The sequence below is a fragment of the Arthrobacter sp. LjRoot78 genome, from assembly GCF_964254335.1.
Classification (GTDB): Bacteria; Actinomycetota; Actinomycetes; order Actinomycetales; family Micrococcaceae; genus Arthrobacter.
In genome coordinates this window covers 4,440,636-4,462,644 of the sequence record NZ_CAXUTG020000001.1, presented here as the reverse complement: position 1 = coordinate 4,462,644, position 22,009 = coordinate 4,440,636, and the positions used below count along the sequence as shown (strand labels likewise).

Annotated in this window: 22 protein-coding genes; 7 read left to right on the top strand and 15 right to left on the bottom strand. The window is 66.6% G+C overall.

Annotated features, from left to right (window positions below; all coding sequences use genetic code 11):
- Positions 1-223: 223 nt before the first annotated feature.
- From ACSQ1X_RS20720 to ACSQ1X_RS20705, 4 genes are all read left to right on the top strand, one after another.
- Positions 224-1,447 carry an NAD(P)-dependent malic enzyme gene (locus ACSQ1X_RS20720; protein WP_436059109.1) on the top strand — a complete coding sequence of 408 codons (1,224 nt, stop codon included), beginning with the start codon at positions 224-226 and terminating at the stop codon, positions 1,445-1,447.
- Positions 1,448-1,598: 151 nt separating this feature from the next.
- Positions 1,599-2,099: a DUF456 domain-containing protein gene (locus ACSQ1X_RS20715; RefSeq protein ID WP_055799831.1), complete on the top strand. Its 501-nt coding sequence runs from the start codon at positions 1,599-1,601 to the stop codon at positions 2,097-2,099.
- A gap of 53 nt (positions 2,100-2,152) precedes the next feature.
- A complete protein-coding gene (locus tag ACSQ1X_RS20710; RefSeq protein WP_436059108.1) occupies positions 2,153-3,118 on the top strand; it encodes a hypothetical protein in 966 nt (321 codons plus the stop codon).
- Between the two features lie 76 nt (positions 3,119-3,194).
- Positions 3,195-3,554 carry a nuclear transport factor 2 family protein gene (locus ACSQ1X_RS20705; RefSeq protein WP_055799824.1) on the top strand — a complete coding sequence of 120 codons (360 nt, stop codon included), beginning with the start codon at positions 3,195-3,197 and terminating at the stop codon, positions 3,552-3,554.
- Between the two features lie 21 nt (positions 3,555-3,575).
- Here ACSQ1X_RS20705 and ACSQ1X_RS20700 read toward each other — a convergent pair whose 3' ends face one another.
- Positions 3,576-4,241: a LysE family translocator gene (locus tag ACSQ1X_RS20700; protein ID WP_436059107.1), complete on the bottom strand. Its 666-nt coding sequence runs from the start codon at positions 4,239-4,241 to the stop codon at positions 3,576-3,578.
- A gap of 105 nt (positions 4,242-4,346) precedes the next feature.
- Here ACSQ1X_RS20700 and ACSQ1X_RS20695 point away from each other — a divergent pair, with 105 nt between their 5' ends.
- Positions 4,347-4,802 (top strand): Lrp/AsnC family transcriptional regulator, encoded by a 456-nt coding sequence (locus ACSQ1X_RS20695; RefSeq protein WP_082506758.1) that lies wholly within the window; start codon positions 4,347-4,349, stop codon positions 4,800-4,802.
- 34 nt (positions 4,803-4,836) lie between these two features.
- On the opposite strand, the gene ACSQ1X_RS20690 is transcribed toward ACSQ1X_RS20695, so the two are convergent.
- From ACSQ1X_RS20690 to ACSQ1X_RS20680, 3 genes are all read right to left on the bottom strand, one after another.
- Positions 4,837-5,523 (bottom strand): hypothetical protein, encoded by a 687-nt coding sequence (locus ACSQ1X_RS20690; protein ID WP_235505699.1) that lies wholly within the window; start codon positions 5,521-5,523, stop codon positions 4,837-4,839.
- Positions 5,520-7,007 carry a WXG100 family type VII secretion target gene (locus ACSQ1X_RS20685; protein WP_436059106.1) on the bottom strand — a complete coding sequence of 496 codons (1,488 nt, stop codon included), beginning with the start codon at positions 7,005-7,007 and terminating at the stop codon, positions 5,520-5,522. The genes ACSQ1X_RS20690 and ACSQ1X_RS20685 overlap by 4 nt, the downstream gene beginning before the upstream one ends.
- A 95-nt stretch (positions 7,008-7,102) precedes the next feature.
- Entirely contained in the window at positions 7,103-7,561 is a 459-nt protein-coding gene (locus ACSQ1X_RS20680) for an Lrp/AsnC family transcriptional regulator (protein WP_436059378.1), read from the bottom strand.
- A 369-nt stretch (positions 7,562-7,930) separates the two neighbouring features.
- On the opposite strand from ACSQ1X_RS20680, the gene gluQRS reads away from it, so the two are divergent.
- Positions 7,931-8,851 carry a tRNA glutamyl-Q(34) synthetase GluQRS gene (gluQRS, locus tag ACSQ1X_RS20675; RefSeq protein WP_436059105.1) on the top strand — a complete coding sequence of 307 codons (921 nt, stop codon included), beginning with the start codon at positions 7,931-7,933 and terminating at the stop codon, positions 8,849-8,851.
- 17 nt (positions 8,852-8,868) lie between these two features.
- Positions 8,869-9,474 carry an HD domain-containing protein gene (locus ACSQ1X_RS20670; protein WP_055799812.1) on the top strand — a complete coding sequence of 202 codons (606 nt, stop codon included), beginning with the start codon at positions 8,869-8,871 and terminating at the stop codon, positions 9,472-9,474.
- Here ACSQ1X_RS20670 and ACSQ1X_RS20665 read toward each other — a convergent pair.
- The 11 genes from ACSQ1X_RS20665 to ACSQ1X_RS20615 form a co-directional block, all read right to left on the bottom strand.
- Positions 9,471-10,976 carry a carboxylesterase/lipase family protein gene (locus ACSQ1X_RS20665; protein WP_436059104.1) on the bottom strand — a complete coding sequence of 502 codons (1,506 nt, stop codon included), beginning with the start codon at positions 10,974-10,976 and terminating at the stop codon, positions 9,471-9,473. The two genes, ACSQ1X_RS20670 and ACSQ1X_RS20665, sit on opposite strands and share 4 nt — an antisense overlap.
- A gap of 80 nt (positions 10,977-11,056) precedes the next feature.
- The gene (locus ACSQ1X_RS20660) at positions 11,057-12,322 is read right to left on the bottom strand and encodes a low temperature requirement protein A (protein WP_436059103.1); all 1,266 of its coding nucleotides are present in this window, start codon (positions 12,320-12,322) and stop codon (positions 11,057-11,059) included.
- Between the two features lie 3 nt (positions 12,323-12,325).
- On the bottom strand, positions 12,326-12,970 hold the full coding sequence (locus ACSQ1X_RS20655; protein ID WP_436059102.1) for a hypothetical protein: 645 nt from the start codon (positions 12,968-12,970) through the stop codon (positions 12,326-12,328).
- An 8-nt stretch (positions 12,971-12,978) separates the two neighbouring features.
- Positions 12,979-14,295 carry an ATP-binding protein gene (locus ACSQ1X_RS20650; protein ID WP_436059101.1) on the bottom strand — a complete coding sequence of 439 codons (1,317 nt, stop codon included), beginning with the start codon at positions 14,293-14,295 and terminating at the stop codon, positions 12,979-12,981.
- A 182-nt stretch (positions 14,296-14,477) separates the two neighbouring features.
- Positions 14,478-15,104: a DUF305 domain-containing protein gene (locus tag ACSQ1X_RS20645; protein ID WP_055799799.1), complete on the bottom strand. Its 627-nt coding sequence runs from the start codon at positions 15,102-15,104 to the stop codon at positions 14,478-14,480.
- A gap of 140 nt (positions 15,105-15,244) precedes the next feature.
- On the bottom strand, positions 15,245-15,763 hold the full coding sequence (locus ACSQ1X_RS20640; protein WP_436059100.1) for a hypothetical protein: 519 nt from the start codon (positions 15,761-15,763) through the stop codon (positions 15,245-15,247).
- Positions 15,764-15,837: 74 nt separating this feature from the next.
- Complete coding sequence (locus tag ACSQ1X_RS20635) at positions 15,838-16,785, bottom strand: L-lactate dehydrogenase (RefSeq protein WP_055799793.1); 948 nt, start codon at positions 16,783-16,785, stop codon at positions 15,838-15,840.
- 243 nt (positions 16,786-17,028) lie between these two features.
- Positions 17,029-18,579 (bottom strand): amino acid permease, encoded by a 1,551-nt coding sequence (locus ACSQ1X_RS20630; RefSeq protein ID WP_436059099.1) that lies wholly within the window; start codon positions 18,577-18,579, stop codon positions 17,029-17,031.
- A gap of 21 nt (positions 18,580-18,600) precedes the next feature.
- Positions 18,601-20,016 (bottom strand): aspartate ammonia-lyase, encoded by a 1,416-nt coding sequence (locus ACSQ1X_RS20625; protein WP_436059098.1) that lies wholly within the window; start codon positions 20,014-20,016, stop codon positions 18,601-18,603.
- A 46-nt stretch (positions 20,017-20,062) separates the two neighbouring features.
- Positions 20,063-21,106, bottom strand: coding sequence for an asparaginase (locus tag ACSQ1X_RS20620; RefSeq protein ID WP_436059097.1), 1,044 nt, complete (start codon positions 21,104-21,106; stop codon positions 20,063-20,065).
- A 54-nt stretch (positions 21,107-21,160) separates the two neighbouring features.
- The gene (locus ACSQ1X_RS20615; protein WP_436059096.1) at positions 21,161-21,856 is read right to left on the bottom strand and encodes a FadR/GntR family transcriptional regulator; all 696 of its coding nucleotides are present in this window, start codon (positions 21,854-21,856) and stop codon (positions 21,161-21,163) included.
- Positions 21,857-22,009 lie beyond the last annotated feature (153 nt).

Below are 22,009 nucleotides of genomic sequence, written 5' to 3'. Positions count from 1 at the left end.
CGTTTTATCACAGTCACTGGTCGGCCCAGTGTCCATTCGGCCGCCGCGCGTCTGTTTACCATTGCAGGACCGGAGTGGCTAGCAGCCCGTACCTTGCAGGAGCCTCACCGCGGTCCCGCCATCCCTTGGGCCGCAGAAGTTCCAGCCAGCCCATCTTGAGCCTCCTATGTGCTTGAGCCTCATTTGTGCCGTGCGCCCACGGCTAGCCCCAGGAGACAACGAAGTGTCCACTGAAACCATCACTCCCGCTGACGGCATTTCCGCCGGTTCCGCCTCCGCCGAGCAGTCGACCGTACTGACCGACCAGGAGATCTTCGAGGCCCACCAGGGCGGCAAGCTGTCCATCTCCAGCACGGTCCCGCTGGCCAGCAAGCGCGATCTTTCCATTGCCTACACGCCGGGCGTTGCCCAGGTCAGCCGCGCCATCCACGCCGACCCGGAGCTTGCCAAGACCCTCACCTGGGCCCAGCGCCTGGTGGTTGTGGTCAGCGACGGCACTGCCGTGCTGGGCCTCGGCAACATCGGCGCCAGCGCGTCCCTGCCTGTTATGGAAGGCAAGTCCGCGCTGTTCAAGTCCTTCGGCGACCTGGACTCCATCCCGCTGGTCCTCAACACCACCGACGTGGACGAAATCGTGGAAACCCTGGTCCGCCTGCGCCCCTCCTTCGGTGCCGTGAACCTTGAGGACATCTCCGCCCCGCGCTGCTTCGAGCTCGAGGAAAAGCTCATCGAAGCCCTGGACTGCCCGGTGATGCACGACGACCAGCACGGCACCGCCGTCGTGGTCCTCGCCGCGCTGACCGGCGCCGCCAAGGTGACCGGCCGCGAACTTGAAGGACTCCGCGTCGTGGTTTCCGGTGCGGGTGCCGCAGGCATCGCCGTCGCCGAAATCCTGCTGACCGCCGGTATCCGGGACGTCGTCCTGCTGGATTCGCGCGGCGTCATCAACAAGGACCGTGCGGACATCGCCGCCGACCCCGCCAGCAAGAAGGCCCAGATGGCGCAGCGCAGCGACCCGCGCGGCATCACCGGCGGCCCGGGCGAGGCCCTGCTCGGCGCCGACGTGTTCATCGGCGTCTCCTCCTCGCAGCTCGCCGAGGAGCACCTGAAGCTCATGAACCACAGCTCCATCGTGTTCGCGCTGTCCAACCCGGACCCCGAAGTCCTGCCCGAGGTCGCCTCCCGCTACGCCGCCGTGGTGGCCACCGGGCGCAGCGACTTCCCCAACCAGATCAACAATGTGCTGGCCTTCCCGGGAATCTTCCGGGGCGCGCTGGATGCCGGTGCCCGTCGGATCACTCCCGCCATGAAGCTCGCCGCGGCACGCGCCATCGCTGCGTTGGCCGAGCCTGAGCTGTCCGCCGACTACATCGTGCCCAGCCCGCTGGATCCGCGCGTCGCCCCGGCCGTTTCCGCCGCTGTCGCCGCAGCGGTCGAAGCCGAGTAACCGCGGAGCACTCTCCGCCAGGAAGTTCGACGGCGGTGCCTCCCGTGCTGGGGAGGCGCCGCCGTCGTCGTATGTGAAAGCGCTTAGCCCGGGCAGCCCCCGGAGGCAACCCATGCCGGGAACCCTCGCCGGGCAACCCTAGACTTGGGGCATGAACCCCGAGATCCTTGTGACTGTCCTCTGCGGCCTTGCCATCGTGGTGGGTGTGGCCGGCACCGTTATCCCCGTGCTGCCGGGCAGCATCCTCATCGGACTGAGCCTGCTGGCCTGGGCCATCTGGGGTGGCGCCGGAACGGCCGGCTGGGTGGTCTTCGGAATCGGACTGGTGTTCGTGCTGGCGGGAATGGCGGCCAGTGCAGTGCTGACGGGACGCAAACTCAGGGAACACCGCATCCCCAGCCGCAGCGTGGTGGCGGGTCTCGTCTTTGGGGTGGTGGGCATGTTCCTCATCCCGGTAGTGGGCCTCTTTGTAGGGTTCGCCGCCGGTTTGCTGCTCAGCGAATCCCACCGCACCCGCGATTTCCGCACCGCCATGACAACCAGCTGGGCCGCACTGAAAGCTACCGGGCTGGGCATGCTGGTGGAGTTCGGCCTGGCCTGCTTGGCCGCGAGCACCTGGGTGATCGGTGTCTGGGTGGCCGCAGCCAGCTAGCTGTGGGGAGGCCCTCCCAGCAGCCGCCAAGCGTGCACCACTAGCATGGAAGAATGAGCGCCGGACAGACCTCAGGACCGATCTATCGCGACCAGCGCGACCTCACCCCGTTCGGCGACGCGCTGGTCCGCACGCCGGTGCGTGACATCGCAGACGGAGTGGGCGGGATCCTGCACAGCGCCCTGGGCGGCCGCAATGCTGCGCTGCTCAGCGTGGATGGCCCCGTCCCCCGCATGAAGCGGCTCCCCGGGAAGGCCGCCAAAACTGTATACGAGGCGATCTTCCACAACGCCGATCCCAACCGGCTGATCACGGCCGGCCGGGCCTATCCCGGCTGGGCCGGGCTTTGCTACGTCATGGCCGGGCTCCTCGCCTACAAACAGGGCGGCTACCTGCGCGCCTCCGAGCTCCTGCAGCGGGGCCTCACTACCAGGAACGACGACGACGCCAACCAGTTCGCGTCGGGCTACCTGACCCGCGTGGTCACCCGGGTTGAAGTCGCCGAACGCATCGAGGTTCCGGTGCTCTTCAGTGAAGAGGCCGTGTTCCTGGCGCTGTCGCACTCGCTTCGGGAAACGGGCCACCTTGAGACGGCGCTGCAAACCGTGGCGTCGCTTCCGCCGTCGCTGCCTGCGGCCCTGGCGCGCTGCTCGCTGGCCCATGCGCTGGGACGCGACAAGGAGGTGGCGGTGTGGACGGAAGGGCTCCTCAACTCCGATGACCTCTCTGCCGCGCTGCTCCTGGTGCGCGCCCGTTCACTCCGGCGGCTTGGGGCCAGCGCCGCTGCCCAGGCGGCCCTCAAGGAAGTCCTGCGGCGCCGCAAGACCCATCTGGCGCTGCGGAACGACGCCATGACCGACCGCGCCCTCCTGCTGCTGGACAACGGCCGCAAGTCACTCAATCCGCGGGACTGGCTGCGGGGCCGGCCGGCCGAACTCGAGACCTTCGAAGTCATCCGCAAGGACGTCGAGGAGCGCAGGCTCTGGGAACAGGAATGGAAGCAGTTGGACCGGGAATAGAGCTCCTCGTCCGGGTCCGGCAGGCCCGGCGCCGGAGGCCCTTGTGGGCAATGGCAGGCCGCGGTACAACGGACCAATGAGCGATGCAATCAGGCAGTGGATGGAAAAGTACATCACGGCGTGGACCACCAACAAGCCGGACGATATCCGCGCCCTCTTCACCGAGGACGCCGTCTACGCCACCCGGCCCTACGATCCGAACGCGTGGCGCGGGCATGAACAGATCGTGGAACACTGGCTGACCGAGGCTGACGAGCCGGAGGAGTGGACCTTCGAATGGTCTCCGCTCGGCTCGGACGGTGACCTGCATTTCGTTCAAGGCCGCACAAACTACCTGGGTGACCGCCCCAGCTACGAGAACCTGTGGGTGGTCCGGCTCGGCCCGGACGGACGCGCTTCCGCCTTCACCGAGTGGTTCATGGAACGTAAGGTCTGAGGGCGCCGGCCGGTGCTATTGCTACTGCCAGGCGATCCCGGCCACCACCGGAATGAGCTGCTCGGACAGCAGGACGGTGCCCAGCGCCACCATGATGATCCCGCTGGCAAGCGTCACCCGCCGGGCAGCCCCGGGTCGTGAGTGCAGCAGCTTCCTGGAGAGCAGGGCAACACACGTGTACACCACACCGGCCAGCAGGACGAAGGTCAGGCCCAGCAGCCCGGACTGCACCGGTACCGGCAAAGACGCTTCCGGGCTGACAAACTGGGGAACCAGCGCCACGAAGAACAGCAGCCCCTTGGGGTTGATCCCGCTGGTGCCGACGCCCTGCAGGAAGGTGCGGAACTGGTTGGATTCCGTTTGTTTGGAGTCGCCCGCGGCGGCCGCTCCGGGGCCGAAACTGGCGCCGCGCCACGACCGGATGGTGCCGAAGCCCAGCCACAGCAGGTAGGCCGCCCCTGCCACAGTCAGCCAGCCAAGGACGCCGGGCGCACCGGCCAGCAAGGCGGCAAGCCCCGCCACCATGAGCACCGTGTGCAGGACGTAGCCGCTGCACAGTCCGGCCACGGCGGGGACAAAACTGCGCTGTTTCAGGCCCGCCGCAATGGAGTAGGCCCAGTCCACTCCGGGGGTGCAGGCCAGGGCGCCGGCAACCACCAGGAAAGCGAGGAATAACTGGGAATTCACGGGCGGCCTCCTACGGTGTGCTGATAGGAGAAACTCTAGGCAAATAGCCGCAACAAGTGTTCCCTGATTTACTCAGGAAATGCCGATGGTGGGTAAGATAATTGCGTGATTGACCACATTGACAGAAATATCTTGCGCCACCTGAAAACGGATGGCCGGATGACTGCCACCGCCCTTGCGGCAAAGGTGGGATTGACGGTCGCGCCGTGCCACCGGCGGCTGCGGGACCTGGAGTCATCAGGGGTGATCCGCGGCTACCGCGCGGACATCGACCCTGCCGCCGTCGGACTCGGGTTCGAGGCCATCGTTTTTGTGACGCTGCGGCAGGTGGACCGGCCCACCATGGAGATCTTCGAGAACCGCGTGGCGGACAATCCCAACATCGTGGAGGCGCAGCGGCTGTTCGGCTCGCCGGACTACCTCCTGAAGGTCATCGCCGAGGACCTGCCCGCCTACCAGCGCTTCTACGACTCCGAGCTCACGTCGCTGCCCGGCGTCGAACGACTCACATCAACCCTGGTGATGAAGAACCTGAAGTCCAACGCCGGTCCGCCGGTTTAGGCGGGGTCCTGCCCGTTTAGCGGCAGCCGGCCAGTCAGGCTGCCGGGCTGACGTGGACGATGATCACCTGGGTGTCCTTGGCGCCGTCGTACCGGAGGTCGTAGTTGACCTCCAGCCCGGTGGACGTCCCCGGAGTGATGGAAAAATCGCTCTTCCCTTCAGGGTCCTTCTCCGTCGAGGAAATCCACCGCTCAGCGGAGCCGCCGTCGATTCCGTAGCGCTGTACGCCGTCGCGGATCAGGCCGAAGTACTCAGCCGCCGAATCGGCGGTGAGGAAGTAGGTCACTTCACTGAAGTCGGGGCTCTGGTCCGTGGTGTTGAACCGGATCCGATCCGTTTCGCCCGCGATCTCGCCATTGGGCGCCACAATCGTCAGCGCGATCTTGCCCGAGCCGCGGGTGTTGATTTCCGGACCGTAGCTGTCCTCGGTAACCCGCACGTCAGCCTTTTTCAACGAACCCGAACTCATGTCCAGCCGCGCGGTTTTGGTGGCGCGGATCTGGTCCACTCCGGCGGCGTCGAGGGTGGAAAATTCGGAGGTGCTCACGGTGCTCCCTGCAGAAGATGATGCGGCGGACGTCGGTTCGGTGGCGTTGGGGCTGCTGATCTGGCAGCCGGTGAGGGCAAGGCTTCCGGCCAGGCCCAACACGGGCAGGACGCGGCGGACGACGGCGGCCTGCCGCCTAAGGCGCGGGCGGACAGACGGAAGCGCGGGAATCACTGGTGCACCTCGGCGTCGAAGCCGGAGACAAAGCGGTCCATGATGCCCGGAATATTGTTGGTGGGACGGTACTGGTCCACCCGGTCGTTGAAATCCGAGCCGATGATCTGCCGGGCCCCCGCCGGGTCAGTAGCCAGCAGGTTTTGGTAGGCCGGCAGGGTGTCCTGCTTGATGAGCTCCCAGCGCTGATCGGCATCGGCGATGTTCCCATCGGGGAAGCCGGTGGTGAAGTCCGTGCGGAACTGCGTGGGGTTGTCCCAGTTGGTGAAAGGCACGTTCTCCGGCCCCGGACTTTCCACGCTGAACTTGTACGGGAACACTTCGGGGTAACTCCTGGCGCCGGGGATGGACGGTTCACCGGCCAGTGTCACCATGTAGGTCACGGCCTCCCCGCCCGGGTGGCTGCGCATGGTGTCGTAGTCGTCTGCAATGATTTCGTTCTGCTCCCGGTACAGGAGCATGGTGTTGCCTGCCTGCACCTGCGCAGGGTCGCCGGAATCGACCTGGGCCCAGGCGCGTGCCGTCGGGTGGTCGATCGCACCGGAGTCGCGGAGGCGGTTGATCTCGTCCAGTCCACCGTCCATGTAGGCCTGGTGCTGCCGGGCCTGGTCCAGGAAGATCTCCTTGTTCATGTCCAGCATGCTGGTCTCGTAGAACTTGATCTCCTGGTCGGTCATGCCGGCCAGTTGTTCGATCTGGTCCAGCATCGGCAGCGGAATGTCCGACGCCGGGTTGTCGGCGATCTGCTGTGCGAGGTCGCGCATCACGGCCATGTCCTTGAATCCGCCGGCGAACGACGGGCCGATCATGTTGGCCATCCCGGCCCACTGCAGGTCCGGGTTGGACAGGTAGGCCTGCCCGTAGAAGTCGTAGACCTTCTTGATGGTCTCCCAGTTGTACTCCGTGCCCTTGGACGTATCCCAGTCAGCGGGATCGATTCCCATGTCCCGCATGGCCTGCTGGTTCCAGTAGTCGGTGAGGAACGCCGAATATTCCGGCGAAGTCTTCTCGATCAGTCCCGCGTCGGCGGCAGCGTCCAGGGCGGACTTTGCGGTGTCCGGGTGGGCCAGCGCCCACTGATTGAACTCATCGCTTTTCAGGTAGTCCTGGCGTTCCGCCGGCGTCATGCCGTTGAGCTTGTCCGTCAGTTCCTGCGCGGCGCGGTCCGCCGGCGGGTTGCCGCCGCCGGACCCGCCGTTGCCGCCGCCCGCTGAACCGGTGCTGGCCTGCTCCTGCTGGTCGGCGTTCCGCTGCAGGGCTTTGGAAGCGTTCTGGATCCCCGCGGCAGCTTCCCGGAGCGCCTTCGTATGGGCTCCCTTCCAATCACTGCGGAAGCGGTCGCCGTCGTTGCCCTTCCACGGGCTGGAGGCGATGGAGCTGCCCAACTGTTGGCCCAGCTGGTCCAGCCGGCTGGCACCTTTCGCCAAGTCTTTCGCGAGCTGACGTAGCTGTGCGACGTCCGCACCGTAGAAGTTCCCCGCCACATTTCCCCCTGTTGAAGTCCACGCCAGCCTAATGCCTCGTGCTGGAGGCGGCGATGGGGAGAAGTCCCCTGGATCGGGTACTCCGCAGCGCGGGGTCAGGCGTCCAGCAGTCCGGTGGTTCGGTACGGGATGACTTCGCGCAGGAACATGCTGGTGGATGTGCGGACGATGCCGGGGCAGAGGCGGATCTCCTCGGACACGCGGTAGAGGTCGTCCGGGCTCTTGGCCACCACGCGGATGAGGAGGTCGGTGTCGCCGGCCGGGGCATGGCATTCCAGGACTTCGGGGATCTTGCGCAGTGCGGCGATGGCTTCGTTCAGGTGGCTCTGGTCCAGTTCAGCGCTCACTGCCGCGGCCACGCCGCGGCCCAGGGCCGAGGGCAGTACGCGGCTGCTGTTGGGGCGGAGGGCGCCCGACGCCGTCATCCGCTCCAGGCGCGACTGCACAGTTCCGCGCGCCAGGCCCAGCTTCTGCGCCAGCACCATGATGGGCATGCGGGGGTCGTCGTCCAGTGCGGCTAGAATCCGCCGGTCCGTCGGATCCAGTTCCTGCAATCTGATCACTTCCTGCCTGATGGCGCGCTGACGACTGATCAGTCTGACCAGTGAAGCGCATGCTCGTTGCGCCTACTGTAGGTCTTCTGCTGAAATGATGGCAACAAAGGGACGCAGGCTACCGCCGAATCCCGCAGGCTACAGGACCCCCGGTACACCACCCGGTCCCTGGAACAGGTTTCCCGCAAGGAGGCCGCCGCTGATTGACACTTGTTCACGCATCGTCTTTCAACAAACACGGCAAGAGCCCCTGAGCTCCCGACGTCGGATCCCCGAAGTCATCGGTAGCTGAGGGGCTCTTGTGTTGTTTGAACGTGTGTTGTCCGGGGCGCCACTAACCTCCATGGTCAAAACGCCTAGGCTGGTGCCATGACTTCAGCCGGCCGCTTTGCCCCGAGCCCTTCCGGCGAACTCCATGTCGGAAACCTCAGGACGGCGATCCTCGCGTGGCTGTTTGCCCGCTCCACCGGCCGGCGGTTCCTGATGCGCGTGGAGGACCTGGACCGCGCCCGAGCGGGTGCTGAGGCGGAGCAGCTCCGCGATCTGGCAGCCATTGGCGTGACCTGGGACGGCGGCGTCGTGCGCCAGACCGAACGCGAGCCGCTGTATGCGGAGGCGATCCGTGGACTGGCTGGCGCAGGGCTGACGTATGAATGTTTCTGCACCCGGCGTGAAATCCAGGAGGCGCCGTCCGCGCCGCACGCCCCGCAGGGCGCCTACCCGGGGACGTGCCGGAACCTTGACCCGGCCGAACGGGAGTTCAAAAGGACCATCCGGCCCGCCGCCATCCGGCTGCGTTCGGCTGTCACCGACTGGACGGTGGAGGACCGGCTGCACGGAACCTACACGGGCGTGGTGGACGACTTTGTGCTCCGCCGCAATGACGGGGTGACTGCCTACAACCTGGCGGTGGTGGTGGACGACGCCGCGCAGGGTATTGACCAGGTGGTCCGCGGGGACGATCTGCTGCCGTCCACGCCCCGGCAGGCATACCTGGCTTCGCTGTTGAATATTCCCGTCCCGGAATATGTTCACGTGCCGCTGGTAGCGAATGCCGACGGCGCCCGGCTGGCCAAGCGCGACGGAGCCGTAACGCTGGCCGACCTGGCCGACGCCGGACTGGACGCCAGCCGGGTTCGGGGCATCCTTCTCGAATCGCTCGGGCTCCCGCCGGGACCGCTGCCGCGGGTCCTGCAATCCTTTGATCCGTCGGCGCTGCCGCGGGAGCCGTGGGTGTGGCCAGGTGTTCCGGGCACGGGCACGGGCATGGGCAAAGCCACAGGCGCCTAGGCGCGTAGGCTGGAGCCATGCCAGACACAGGAACCACGGACGCAAGCGTCCCTCAGCCACGATTCACTGTTGAGACGGCGAAGGTCCTCGCCGAAGTGGCGCACAACCGTCAGAAGGACAAGCTCAAGCGGCCGTACCGCGAACATGTCCTCGCCGTCGGGGATGCCCTGGCGGATTTCGACGACGACATCCGGATTGCCGGCTACTTGCACGATATTGCTGAGGACACCCCGATCACCCGGCAGGCACTGCTGGATATGGGCGTCTCCGAGCGCGCGGTGGGCATCATCGAGCGTGTCACCAAGCGGCTGCACGACAACCCGGACGATTACCAGGCCGGCATCCGGTTCATTGCCGAGGATCACGACGCCACGCTGGTCAAGATCGCGGACAACGCGCACAACTCACTGCCGGAGCGCGTCAAGGCCCTGGCTGAAAAGTGGCCGGACAAGCCGCCGGTGACCCGCTACGACGAAGCCAGGCCGGTGCTCTACGACGCCGTCCCCGTCGAAGAAGTCCGCAAGATCCTGGCGCGGGTGAACCCCTGGCTGCTCGAGGAACTGGACGACCGCCTGGACGAGGCGGACGATACCGACTACGAGAACCTCTCCTACGAGTCCTAGCGGATGCCCTCCCACAGTTCGCGCTCCCAGGCCCGGGGGTCGTACACCACACGGGAATCGGTATTGAAGAGCATGGTGGTCCTGCGCTCGAGGTCGTAGCCCGGCCAGCCGGGATCGCCGGTGGCCGCGAACGAAACCCAGGCGGCGTGCATGGCATCAGCCAGTTCCTGCGGCGGTTCTGCCCCGAGCAACGGTCCGAACAACCTCGAGTGCGTGTCCAGGCTGTCGAAGACGAACGGCACTTCCACGGCATGGACTGCGCCGAGGCCGGGCGCTGGCCAGGCGAACTCGTACATGAAAGTACGCGCTGAAGTCGCCGACGTCACGTGGGCATCGGCCAGGCTGAGTGCCGGAATCCGCACCCACCAGTCCGTTTCCACAGCGGCGAGCACGTCGCCGGGAGCACTGTCCGGATAGTGGGAGCGGTACTCGCGGTATGCCGTCTCGGCGGGAAGCCCGTATGCCGCAATGGGCGGGAAGCCGTCCACGCTCCTCGATTCCACCAGGTCCTGCTCCGTGACCTTCGCGATGACACCGGTGATGGCGAGGAACAGCTTCCAGTCCTCGGTATTGGTGCCGACCACGACGTCCACCGTGGACCCGGCGCCGGCAGCGATCCGTTCGATGGGGCTGCGGGGGATGACGTCGCCGTCGATTGTCGGTTGCCAGAGCATCGAGCCGGAGACCACCTCTTGTCCCCAGCGCGCGGGGTCCGGGCCGGCAAAGAGATCCGCCTTCAACTCCGCCTGTGCCGCGAGGAATCGCTGAGCGGGTACCGCTGCCATTGCCTCCCGGGTTGGCAGAACCCCCAGCTTCTCGGCAAGGAACCCGCCGATTCTTTGGGCGGTCTCGGTGGGGATCGCATGGTGGGCTGCGCCGCTCTGCAGGATGGCCCGCCGGAACAGGCCCTCGGCGCGCGGCATCGAGAGAAGGACGCCGATGCTCATGGCACCCGCTGACTGGCCAAAGACAGTGACGTTGCCGGGATCACCCCCGAAAGCTGCGATGTTCCCGCGGACCCACTCCAGGGCAGCGACCTGGTCGAGGAGACCGACGTTGGCCTGCCCGTCACCAAGGTCCAGGAAACCGTCCGCGCCCACCCGCCAGTTGATCACCACACATACGACGCCGTCCCGGGCGAAGTTCCGGCCGTCGTAGGCCGCGGTCGAGCCGATTTCGAACGCGCCGCCCTGGATCCACACCATCACCGGCAGGCCGGCGCTGCCCGGGTCCGGTGTCCAGACGTTGAGGTTCAGGCAATCCTCGCCGGCCAGCTCAGTGTCCCATTCCGTGCCGGCACTTTCCGGGGGAGACAGCTGGAAGGGAGCTGCGCCGTAGTGGGTGGCGTCGCGGACTTCTGTCCAGGGCTGGACGGGCCGCGGCGGACGGAGCCGGTTCGCTCCGGACGCGGGCGCGGCGTACGGAATGCCCAGGAAACGGTGCACGCCGTCCTCGACGCTGCCGCGCAGCTGGCCATGTGTGGTCGTGACGACAGGGTTCATGCTAGCCACCTTCACGGGCGGGGGCTTCCCGCCCCAGTGTCACTCTGGCAGCAGCGGCGGTGCAGTTGAAGGGCCGAAGGTCACTCCTTGGGGGTGGAGCCTGTCGAGACCGCCCGTTCCATCTGCTCCAGCGCTGCGTTCATCCTGTGGGTGCCGCGCTTCTCGTCAATGACAATCGAAACGCCCAGCGCCAGCACGATCACCAGCAGGCAGACGGGCACCGAGACCCCGGCGGCGGCGAGCCCCACGCTGCCGGCCAGCGCCGCGAGGACGCCCGCGGCCACGGCAATGACGGTGCGGTCCACGCAGATCATCACGCTGAACATCGCCGTAAGCGAGGCCTTGAAAATGGCCACGGGCACGGCGATGCTGGCCACGGCCAAGGCGGCGCCGATGTGTGCCTCGTGGTCGATGTAATAGGCCGCCACGTGCAGGCCTGCGCCTGTTGCCGCGATGGCCGCGAAGATGGGGATATGCCCGTAGCCGAAGAAGAAGGAGCGGTGCCGCTGGAGGTGCAGGGCCCGGCCGGCGGGCAGGATGAAGTAGATCCACCACATACCGAACGCCAGTGCCGTTCCGCCGAAGCCCACCAGAGCCGCGTCCACGCTCCAGCCGTGATTGGACACGATGGCGCGGAGCGTTTCGATCGCGCCGATCAGGCATTCGCCGAGGGCAATGATGGCCAGCAGGCCGTAGCGCTCGGCAATGTGGTGCGCGTGCCACGGCGTCCGCATGGAGCGCTCGGCCACGTACGGCGTCGCCATTTCCAGCACGTACAGGGGCACGGTCATCAGGATAGTGGTCAGCAGGTCCGCCTGGACGACCAGCACCGCGATCCAGCCGAGCTGCACCACCCCAAGGTAGGTTGCGTAGCGCAGGCAGGTCTGGCGGCGGGCCGGGTCCTGCCGCGCCGCACGCAGCCACTGGAACACCAGGGCCAGGCGCATGATCACGTAGCCGCCCACGATCACGGCGTTGTCCACATGGGTGCCTTCCACCAGCGAGTGGAAGAGGGGTTCGATGCCCATGGTCAGAATCAGCACGCCAAGCAGCTGGATCATGGTGACCACCCGGAAGACCCAGTCGTCGGTGTCGTACGCGCTGGCGAACCAGGTGAAGTTGATCCACGCCCAGATCACGGCAAACATCGTGAAGGAGAACCCCAGCAGCCCTGCACCGAAGTGGGCCCCGGCAATCTCGTGGGCGAACTGGCTTCCGGCCACTCCGAACGCAATGACAAAGGTGAGGTCGAAAAACAGCTCCAGCGGGGTGGCTGCCCGGTGCTGCTCATGCGGGTCGCGGCCGCCCATGCGGGCCATGGCATGCCGGAGGGGATTGTTGGACATGGCTCAAAGAGTACCGGCGGGAACGGCAGCGGCTCCAGACCGCCCGGTCCGCGTCCGCAGCATCAAGCCGATGTACACGAGGTCGAAGACGCTGCAGAGGGCGCCGACGCCCAGAATCAGGGGCGAATAGGTGTACCAGCCGAACACGATAGTGGGCGCCAGTGTTCCGATCCATTTGGCGACGGCGATGAGCAGGGACTGGCCCCTGGCGCCGCCGCGGGCGACGAACATGGCGATGAACAACCCGGACATCAGCAGGTTCTGCAGGAACGCCGAGTAGCGCGGAGCCGCGTCCCAGCCGAACTCCGCGACAAACAGCAGCTGCACGGCAAGGGCGGTGACCCCCAGGAGCAGGGCCCAGGCCAGGAAGAGTTTCCGCGTCACCCACGCTGGGAGCTCGGCCCGGCCGAACCTGAAGAACGTGTACAGGATGGCAACGTCCGCCAGCGCCCACACGATATTGAACACACCCTGGACGGACAGCGCGGTTGCCACGGAACGCGAGGCATAAATGGCTTCCCACGCGAAGTTCAATGCCAAGGCTGCCGCCGGGATCGAATAACTCCGGTCCCGGAATCCGATCCGGATTGCCTCGACGTACACCGCCGTCCAGGCGATGCCGCTGACAACCGTGAGGAACAGAATCAAGCCGGCTGTTACACCCGGCCCAGCGAGTCGATGTCCTCAAGGAAGTCCTGGTGGACCTCCTTGCTCACCGTGGTCCGGGTGTCCGCAATCGCGTCGAGATAGTCCTGCGTGGCGGGACCCTTTCGGACCGCCTCGCGAACTGACGCGGTGCCCCCGGACGCCAGCCCGCCGTCGTCGTACACTGCCTTTTCCAGGGCACGCTGGGAGGCGCTCCGGGCGGCGTACTCAATGTCCGCGGGGGAGAAGCCCTCGGTGCGGTCCACCAGCAGCTCCACGTCCACGTCGTCCACCACGGCAGCCGGAATGAACCGCTGCCACATGGCCTCCCGGGCCTGGCGGTCGGGCAGGCCGATGGGGATCACGTAGTCGAACCGGCCGTGGCGCAGGAAGGCGGTGTCCAGGGCGCGGATGAAGTTGGTGGCGCAGACCAGCAGGCGGCCGGGCTGCTCGCGGAAGGCCGGGATGATTTTCAGGAGTTCGTTGGTGACGCCTTGGAGCGGCGACGGCGGCTCGCCAGAGCGCTGGGACGCAATCTCCTCCACCTCGTCTATGAATACAACGGCATGTTCCAGCTCGGCGATCTCCAGGAAGGTTTCCCGGAGGGCTCCGGCCAGGCCCTTGGGGTCGGCCGCGAGCCGGGAGGGGAATACTTCCACGAAGGGCCATTCGAGCCGGGACGCGATGGCCTTCGCGAACGTTGTCTTGCCGGTGCCGGGAGGGCCGAAGAGGACGACGGCGCGGGGCGGCACCACGCCGAATTCGTCCGCCAGGTCCGCCTCGGCAAGAGGGAGAACCAGCCGGCGTTCCAGCAGTTCCTTTTCGTTGCGCATGCCGGCCACGTTCTCCCAGAGGTCGCGGGCCAGGATGCGGCCGCCAAGGAGGCCCAGGGGTTCGAGCTCCTGGCGCTGGACCGGGATGGTCCGTTCGAAGTAGCGCAGGTTTTTTTTGAGCACGAAGCCCCGGCCGAGGAAGGCCTCCACCCGGGTTTCGGACTCCGGCATCAGCGCGGACAGCTTGTTCAGCCCGTGCGGGGCCATCCGGTTTTCGACGGCGGCGAGGAGCGACGTCCCGATCCCGCGGCCCCGGTATTCGGGGAGGGTGGCCAGGAAAACGATCCAGCCCTGGTCGTGCGCGGCGCGACCGACGGCGGCGCCCACCACCATATCGCCCTGCACCGCCACCACGGCGTGGTCCTTTTCGCAGGAGGCCAGGACTTCGGAGAGCGCGTAGACGGGCTCCACGTTGGTGGCCTTGAGCGATTCCCAGAGGTGCAGGATGCCGTCAAGGTCGGCCGAATGGAAATCCCTGATCCGCCAGGTGGTCATGAGCGTTTCTCCTGTGGTGGTTCGTCGTTGAGCCAGCGTGAACTTCTCAGCTGAGCATATGCGAACCGGCGCTCCGCAGGGTTGCGGCGGCGTTGCATTACGCCGCCGCAACCCGGCTACCGCACCTATCCGCCGCTCCTACAGCGCTCACAGACACTTGCGGCCCGTCGCCGACTCCGCCGCTACTGAGCCGCGGTGGCCAGCAGCTCCTTCATTTCCTTGATTTCGGACTCCTGGGCGGTAACGATTCCTTGGGCGAGCTTCACGGCGTCGCTGTTCTGCCCGTCGGCTATTTCGGCCTTTGCCATCTGCACGGCGCCCTCGTGGTGCGCAATCATCTGGGTGAGGAACAGCTTGTCAGCTTCCTTGCCCTGTGCGGCGTCGAGTGCCTTGAGGTCGTCGTCGCTCATCATGCCGGACATACTGTGGCCTGCTTCGCCGTGCCCGGCCATGGCGGTGGGTTCGTTCCAGCCCTTGAGCCAGCCGTTCATCTGGTCGATTTCCGGGCCCTGTGCGGCCTTTATTTTGGTGGCCAGCTCCGTGACGGCCGGGTTGACGCCCTGCTTGCCGAGCATCATGGCGCTCATTTCCACGGCCTGTGCGTGGTGCGGAATCATGGACTGGGTGAATAGCGTGTCCGCGGAGTTGTGGCCCATGGAGTCAGGGCTGCCGGCTGGCGCGGAACTGGAGCTCATGGCCCCGTGGTCCGCGGGCATCGTTGAGGAGCCGGTGGTGGCATTCGAGCCGCAACCGGCGAGTGTGATGACCGCGGCCAGGGCAGCGGCTGAAAGAGTGATTGGCTTCTTCATGTAAATGGTGTCCTTCGGGAATCCGGCATGGGTGCCGGGAGGGGCGGCTGCCTGGCTTCGGTGCGCGGGGGTTCAACGCGGGGAACAGGCATCCAGCGGGCAGGTGGAAGCACCGGAAGCGTCACGGTGCAGCTCCCGGTTTACGTCCGGCTAATCGAGAGTTCGCCGGGCGTTGGACTGTCGGGCAGGTGTGTGTACGCGTGCAGCACCCGGCCGGTGTCCACGGAGGGTTCCGGACCGGTGAAAGATGTGGTGCCGGGGGGCGGCGCTGACAGGACCGCGGTGGCCGGTGCGGGAATGCAGCTTGCGTGCGGGGCAGCCCTGTCACCGGTTTCGCCGGTGGAGACGCATGACGGCGGCGGCTCCGGTGCGCTGCTGCCCATGGGCCGGGCGGACGCCGGATCCAAGGCTGCGGCGTGAACTGTGCCGTCCGCCATGGCATCGGGCGCCACATGCGCCGTTGCACTCGGTGCCGCGGCGTGGGTTGCGTGGGCGCCGGCGGGAGAGGCTGCCAGGGCGCCCGGGCCGTGCTGGGTGTGCGCGGACGCTATGACGTGCATGCCGATGAATCCGGCCAGGATTGCGAGGACGCCAAGAATCAGGGCGGCCCGAAGCCGACGACTCACAGGGAGGGACAGGGAACCGGCAAATTGAGGCACAGCGTTCTCCCTTCCCTTGGTACCGCGTGCAGTGCGGCTGTAGTGTCCGCACCGTTCAACGAAGGGTGCGGCCCTTAGATTCCCAGCGTACCCATTGTGTTCCGCAGCGTGTCTGCCGAATGCTGCAGAGCCGCCAGTTCGCCGTCGTCCATGGGCGTGTGAAGCACGCGGTGCACGCCGCCGCGCCCCACGATGCTGGGAAGGGACAACGCCACGCCGGAGATTCCGTAGGGGCCGTCCAGGACGGTGGAAACGGGCAGCACGGCGTTCTCGTCCCGGAGCAGGGCTTCCACGATGCGCGCACCGGAGAGACCGATCGCGTAGTTGGTGGCCCCCTTGCCGGCGATGACCTTGTAGGCCGCCTGCGTCACTTCGCGGGCTGTCTCGGTGAGGTAATCCGCGGTGAAGACCCGTTCGCCGTCCACTTCCCAGTCCCGGATGGGGACCGGGCCGATCGTGGCGCCGGACCACACCGGGAACTCCGTGTCGCCGTGCTCGCCCACCATGCTGGCGTGGACACTGGCCACGGAGACGCCGGCACGGCGGGCCAGCAGCCAGCGCAGCCGCGACGTATCCAGCACGGTGCCGGAGGAGAAGACACGTTCCGGCGGCAGCCCCGAGATCTGTTGCGCCGCCACGGTGAGAACGTCGCAGGGGTTGGTGACCAGGACATAGACCGCGTCCGGGGCATGCTGGAGCAGTTGCGGCATGAGCTGTTCGAGGATGCGGACGTTCGTTCCGGCCAGGTCCAGGCGCGTCTGGCCCGGCGCCTGTTTGGCGCCGGCCGTGATCACCACGACGTCGGCGCCTTCAGTCACGGCGATGTCTCCGCCGCCGGTGACGGTGGCGGCCGCCGCGGCGAACTGCGTGCCGTGGGCGAGGTCCAGGACCTCCGCCTCCGCTTTGAGGGCATTGACATCGAATAGGGCGATATTGCTGGCCGAACCCCGGATCAAGGCAGCGTACGCCAGTGAGGTGCCGACGCTTCCGGCTCCCACCACCGCAAGTTTGGATCCTGACATGAGCTACCTCTTCCCCGGTCCCGGATTGCCAGGACCCGCGCTGGTGGTGGAACTGCACGCAATGGCTTCATGCTACCGAGTCAGGTGCAGCCCCACACCAAAGCGCGAACGGACACTTAAGCCCCCACACCAAAGCGCGAACGGACACTTGCGGCCCTTGAATCCGAGGATTTCAGGGCCGCAAGTGTCCGTTCGCGCTATTGAAACGCGTCGCCGGTGGAACGCGTGGCTAGCGGTATGTGTTTAGCTCTTGTTCTTCGCCCCCGGGCCCGGGCGGTTGGCGACCAGCGGGTACGGGCCGGTGAAGCCGTCGCGGACTGCGGCGAGCTCGAGGACGCGGTCCCGGCAGAGACGCCAGCCCAGCATCAGCGCCGGAATCACGATCACCAACGAGGCGATGGTCCAGGTTCCCACTGGCGAATCGAAGGCCATCAGGACCAGCACTGCCAGCAGGAACGCCAGCGTGATCCAGCCGGTCACGGGGGCGCCGGGCATCCGGAACGCCGGGCGGAGGAGTTCGCCGCGCTTGGCCAGCCGGGCCAGCTGCATCTGGCACAGCACAATCACGGCCCAGGTGCTGATGATGCCCAGGGATGCCACGTTCAGGACAATCTCGAAAGCTTCGGCGGGAACGATGGCGTTGAGCACCACACCTAGGACGGCCACCGCCGCGGTCAGTGCAATACCGCCGTACGGGACGCCGGCCTTGTTCATGCGGGACGCGAACTTCGGAGCGGAGCCGGTGACGGACATGGAGCGCATGATGCGACCGGTGGAGTACAGGCCGGCGTTGAGCGAGGACAGCGCCGCCGTGAGGACCACCAGGTTCATGATGGCGTCCACGCCTTCGACGCCGATGGAACCGAAGAAGGTGACGAACGGGCTTTCGCCGGCTTTGTATGCGGTGTACGGCAGGAGCAGGGAAAGCAGCACCAGGGAGCCGACGTAGAACACCGCGATCCGGAAGATCACCGTGTTGATGGCCTTGGGCATGATCTTTTCCGGGTTCTCGGTTTCACCGGCCGCGGTTCCGATCAGTTCGATCGAAGCATAGGCGAACACCACGCCCTGCATCACCACAATGGCAGGCAGCAGCCCGTTGGGGAACATGCCGCCGCTGTCCGCGATCAGGCTGAAGCCAACCTGCTGGCCGTCCACGGGCGTGCCGAAGATGACGAAGTAGATGCCTACCACCAGGAAGGTCACCAGCGCCACCACCTTGATGAGCGCGAACCAGAACTCCAGCTCGCCGAAGACCTTGACGGAGATCAGGTTCAGGCCGAGCACCAGGATCAGGGCCGTCAGCGCCCACACCCACTGCGGAACGTCGGCAATGGGTGCCCAGTACTTCTTGAAAAAGTTCATGTAAAGCGCGACGGCGGTAATGTCCACGATTGCGGTCATCGCCCAGTTCAGCCAGTACAGCCAGCCGGTGACGAACGCCGCCTTCTCGCCGAAGAATTCACGGGCATAGGAAACGAACGATCCCGACGAGGGGCGGTGCATCACAAGCTCGCCGAGGGCGCGCAGGATCATGAAGGCGAAGAAGCCGCACACCGCGTAGCTGATGATGAGGGCCGGTCCGGCGGTGGCAAGCCGGCCGCCGGCGCCCATGAAGAGACCGGTACCGATCGCGCCGCCGATGGCGATCATCTGGACCTGCCGGGGCTTGAGTCCCTTGTGGTAGCCCTCATCCTCGCGGTGGAGGGTGGCTTCTGAAGCGTGGGCGTGTGCCGGGATGGTGTGGTCGGTGATGGCCTGCTTTTGGGCAGTGTCCTGTTGGGGCTGTGTCATGAAGGGTCCTTAGGTGGGGGACTACTTGCTGAGGTTGGCCAGGCGTTGCGGGCTGAGGAGCTCTTCCAGTTGCTCGGCGGTGAGCAGTTGGTGTTCGAGGACGAGTTCGGCAACGCCCTTGCCGGTGGCGAGGGCTTCCTGGGCGATGGCGGTTGCGGTGGTGTAGCCGAGGTGGGGGTTCAGGGCTGTGACGAGGCCGATGGATTGTTCGACGGTGAGGCGGAGGTGTTCGGTGTTGGCGGTGATGCCCCGGACGCAGCGTGCCGTGAGGGTGCGGCAGGCGGCTTCGAGGTGGGAGATGCTCTTGTGGAGGCTGTGGACGATGATGGGTTCGAAGGCGTTGAGCTGGAGTTGCCCGGCTTCGGCGGCCATGGTGATGGTGACGTCGTTGCCGATGACTTCGTAGGCGACCTGGCTGACTACTTCCGGGATGACCGGGTTGATTTTGCCGGGCATGATGGAGGAGCCGGACTGCACGGCGGGCAGGTTGATTTCGCCCAGTCCGGCGCGGGGGCCGGAGGAGAGCAGGCGCAGGTCGTTGCAGATCTTGGAGAGTTTCACGGCCACGCGTTTGAGGACGCCGGAGAGGTGCACGAACGCGCCGACGTCCTGGGTGGCCTCGATGAGGTCCACGGCGGTGACCAGGGGCAGGCCGGTGATTTCGGCTAGGTGCCGGCAGGCTGCTTCGGCGTAGCCGGCCGGGGCGTTCAGGCCGGTGCCGATGGCGGTGGCGCCGAGGTTGATTTCGTGGATCAGCAGGTCCGCTTCGGCCAGGCGCAGCCGGTCCTCGCCGATGGTGACGGCGTAGGTGCCGAATTCCTGGCCGAGGGTCATGGGCACGGCGTCCTGGAGCTGGGTGCGTCCCATTTTCACCACGGTGCGGAACTCGGCGGCCTTGGCGGCGAACGCGTCTTCGAGTTCGGCCAGGGCGGCGAGGAGTTCGCGGGCGGCGAAGATGGTGCCCAGCTTCACGGCCGTGGGGTAGACGTCGTTGGTGGACTGGCTGAGGTTGACGTGGTCGTTCGGGTGCAGGCGGGCGTAGTCGCCCTTGGGGTGTCCGAGGATTTCCAGGGCCCGGTTGGCGATGACCTCGTTGGCGTTCATGTTCGAGGACGTCCCGGCGCCGCCCTGGATGACGTCCACCACGAACTGGTCGCTGAGTTTGCCGTTCATGACGTCGGTGCAGGCTGCCTCGATGGCGGTGGCGCGTCCGCCGTCGAGCAGGCCCAGTTCGCGGTTGGTCCGGGCGGCGGCCAGCTTGACGGCGGCCAGGCCCCGGACCAGGTACATGTTGGAGGAGAGCGGCTGGCCGGTGATGGGGAAGTTCTCCACGGCCCGGAGCGTGTGGACACCCCAGTACGCGGCGGCGGGGACATCACGGTCACCCAGGAGGTCGTGTTCGGAACGGAAGTCGGCGGGGGATGCGGTGTCGGTCATGGATATCCTCGGGACGTAGCTGGGGAGACGGGTTGGTGGGGGGCGGCTAGGTTGCCGGGACGAAGTCGGTGGCCGTCAGCTGCCCGACGGGGCGGCCGCCGCCCAGGACCACACCGGTGGCGATGCCCGCGAGCGGTGAGGTGTCGACGTCGAGCGCTTCCAGTGCGCGGACGGTGACCGGCATGCGGGCGCGGTCCCCGCCGTCGGAAATCTTGACTGCCACAGCGCGGCCGTCCGGCAGTCCCACGAGCTGCACGCCTTCGAAGCCGTCCTTCGCCACCGCTCCCGGGAGCAGGCGCATCAGTTCGGTGACGTCGCGGCCCTCGCCGGCCACCATTTCGGGGTGCTGCATCATGGCGCGGCCGACGGCGGCTTCCGGACTTCCGGGGTCGGTCACCACAGCGGCGGCAAGGCGGCCGAACGCCCGGGCCATGCCGCGGAGGGTGAGGGCGAACAGCGGTGTGCCGCAGCCGTCGGTGCTGGTGCGCTCGGGCTCTTCGCCGGTGATGTCCCGGACGGTAGCGGCCACGAGTTTCTGCAGGGGATGCTCAGGATCGAGGTAGCCGAGGACCGGCCAGCCGTTGATGATGCAGGTTGCGGCCATGGCGGCGTGTTTGCCGGAGCAGTTCTGCGTGATCTGCGTTGCTATGCCGCCGGCGTGGAGCCATTCTTCGCGTTCGTCGGGGCCGTACGGGAGGTCGGTGCTGTTTCCCAGGGCGTCGGCGGTCAGCCCGTGCATTTCGAGGATGCGGAGGGCGCCGTCGCGGTGCATTGCCGCCCCGGAATGGCTGGCGGCGGTGAGGGCAAGGAGATCCGCGGGGAGGTCGAGGCCGGCGGAGACCATGGCCACGGCCTGCAGCGGCTTGAGCGATGACCGCGGGTAGAAAGGAGCTAAGGGGTCACCCGCCGAGACCAGCGCGCGGACGCCGCCGTCAGCAGTCTGGTCCGGGGCGGTGGCGATCACCGAACCGTAGTGGACGCTTTCCACGAGCCCGTCGCGGATCTGCACGGCCAGCGGGGCGTGCCGCGGCAGGGCTGTTACGTCCGGGTTCGGAGCTTGGGCATGGACGGGCAAGGCAGGGGAAAGCATGGAGTCCTTGGGTTACGTATGGGGCGTCGGTTGTTAGTTGCGAGTGGCTTGCGGCTATTGGCCGAGGATGGAGTCGAGGGCGGCGCCTACGGCCTGCAGGTGCTCCTGCATAGCGGCGCTGGCTTCGGCGGAATTGCCGGATTCGATGGCGGCCAGGATCCGCTGGTGCTCCTGGTCGGAGGCGTGCTGGCGGTCGGCCACCATATTGAGGGTTTCGGACTGGTGCGCCAGGGCGCCGCGGATGTCGGCGACCACGTTTTCGAACACCTGGTTGTGGCTGGCGCGGGCAATGGCTGCGTGGAAGCCGGAGTCGAGGGCCACCCAGGCTTCGGGGTCGTCCTCCGCAACCATAGCGGCCACGATCTCCCGCAGCCCTTCCAGTTCCTCGGCGGTCCGGCGTTGGGCGGCCAGGCCGGCCGCCGGAACCTCGATATGCGGGCGCGCCTCGGTGAGGTCCAGCGCGGAGTACTGGCCGAGCACCAGGTCTTTGGCAACCCGGCTGGCCACAACAAAGGTGCCGCGGCCGGTTTTGGTGGTAGTGAGGCCGAGGGCGTTGCAGGAACGCAACGCCTCGCGGACTACGGAGCGGCTCACCCCGTACTGCTGGGCGAGCGTGGCTTCGGAGCTGAGCTTGGCGCCGACCTTGAGTTTGCCGGACTCGATGTCCGTGCGGAGGACGTTGAAGACGGCCTCTGCCGCGCTGAGGCGGGCGAGAGGCTGTCCTGCTGTCCGGCTGTCTGACAGGTTCACGCTTTAAATATGGCACGGGTCACATGGGGTGTCAACACTGACGCTATGTCGGATCCATACCCTCGGTACGTTCGTTCCGATTTTCCCTTTACGTTGTCGCGCTCGCGCTCTTAGACTGGTAATCCAGCTAGAAACGGTACGTTCGTGCCTGTC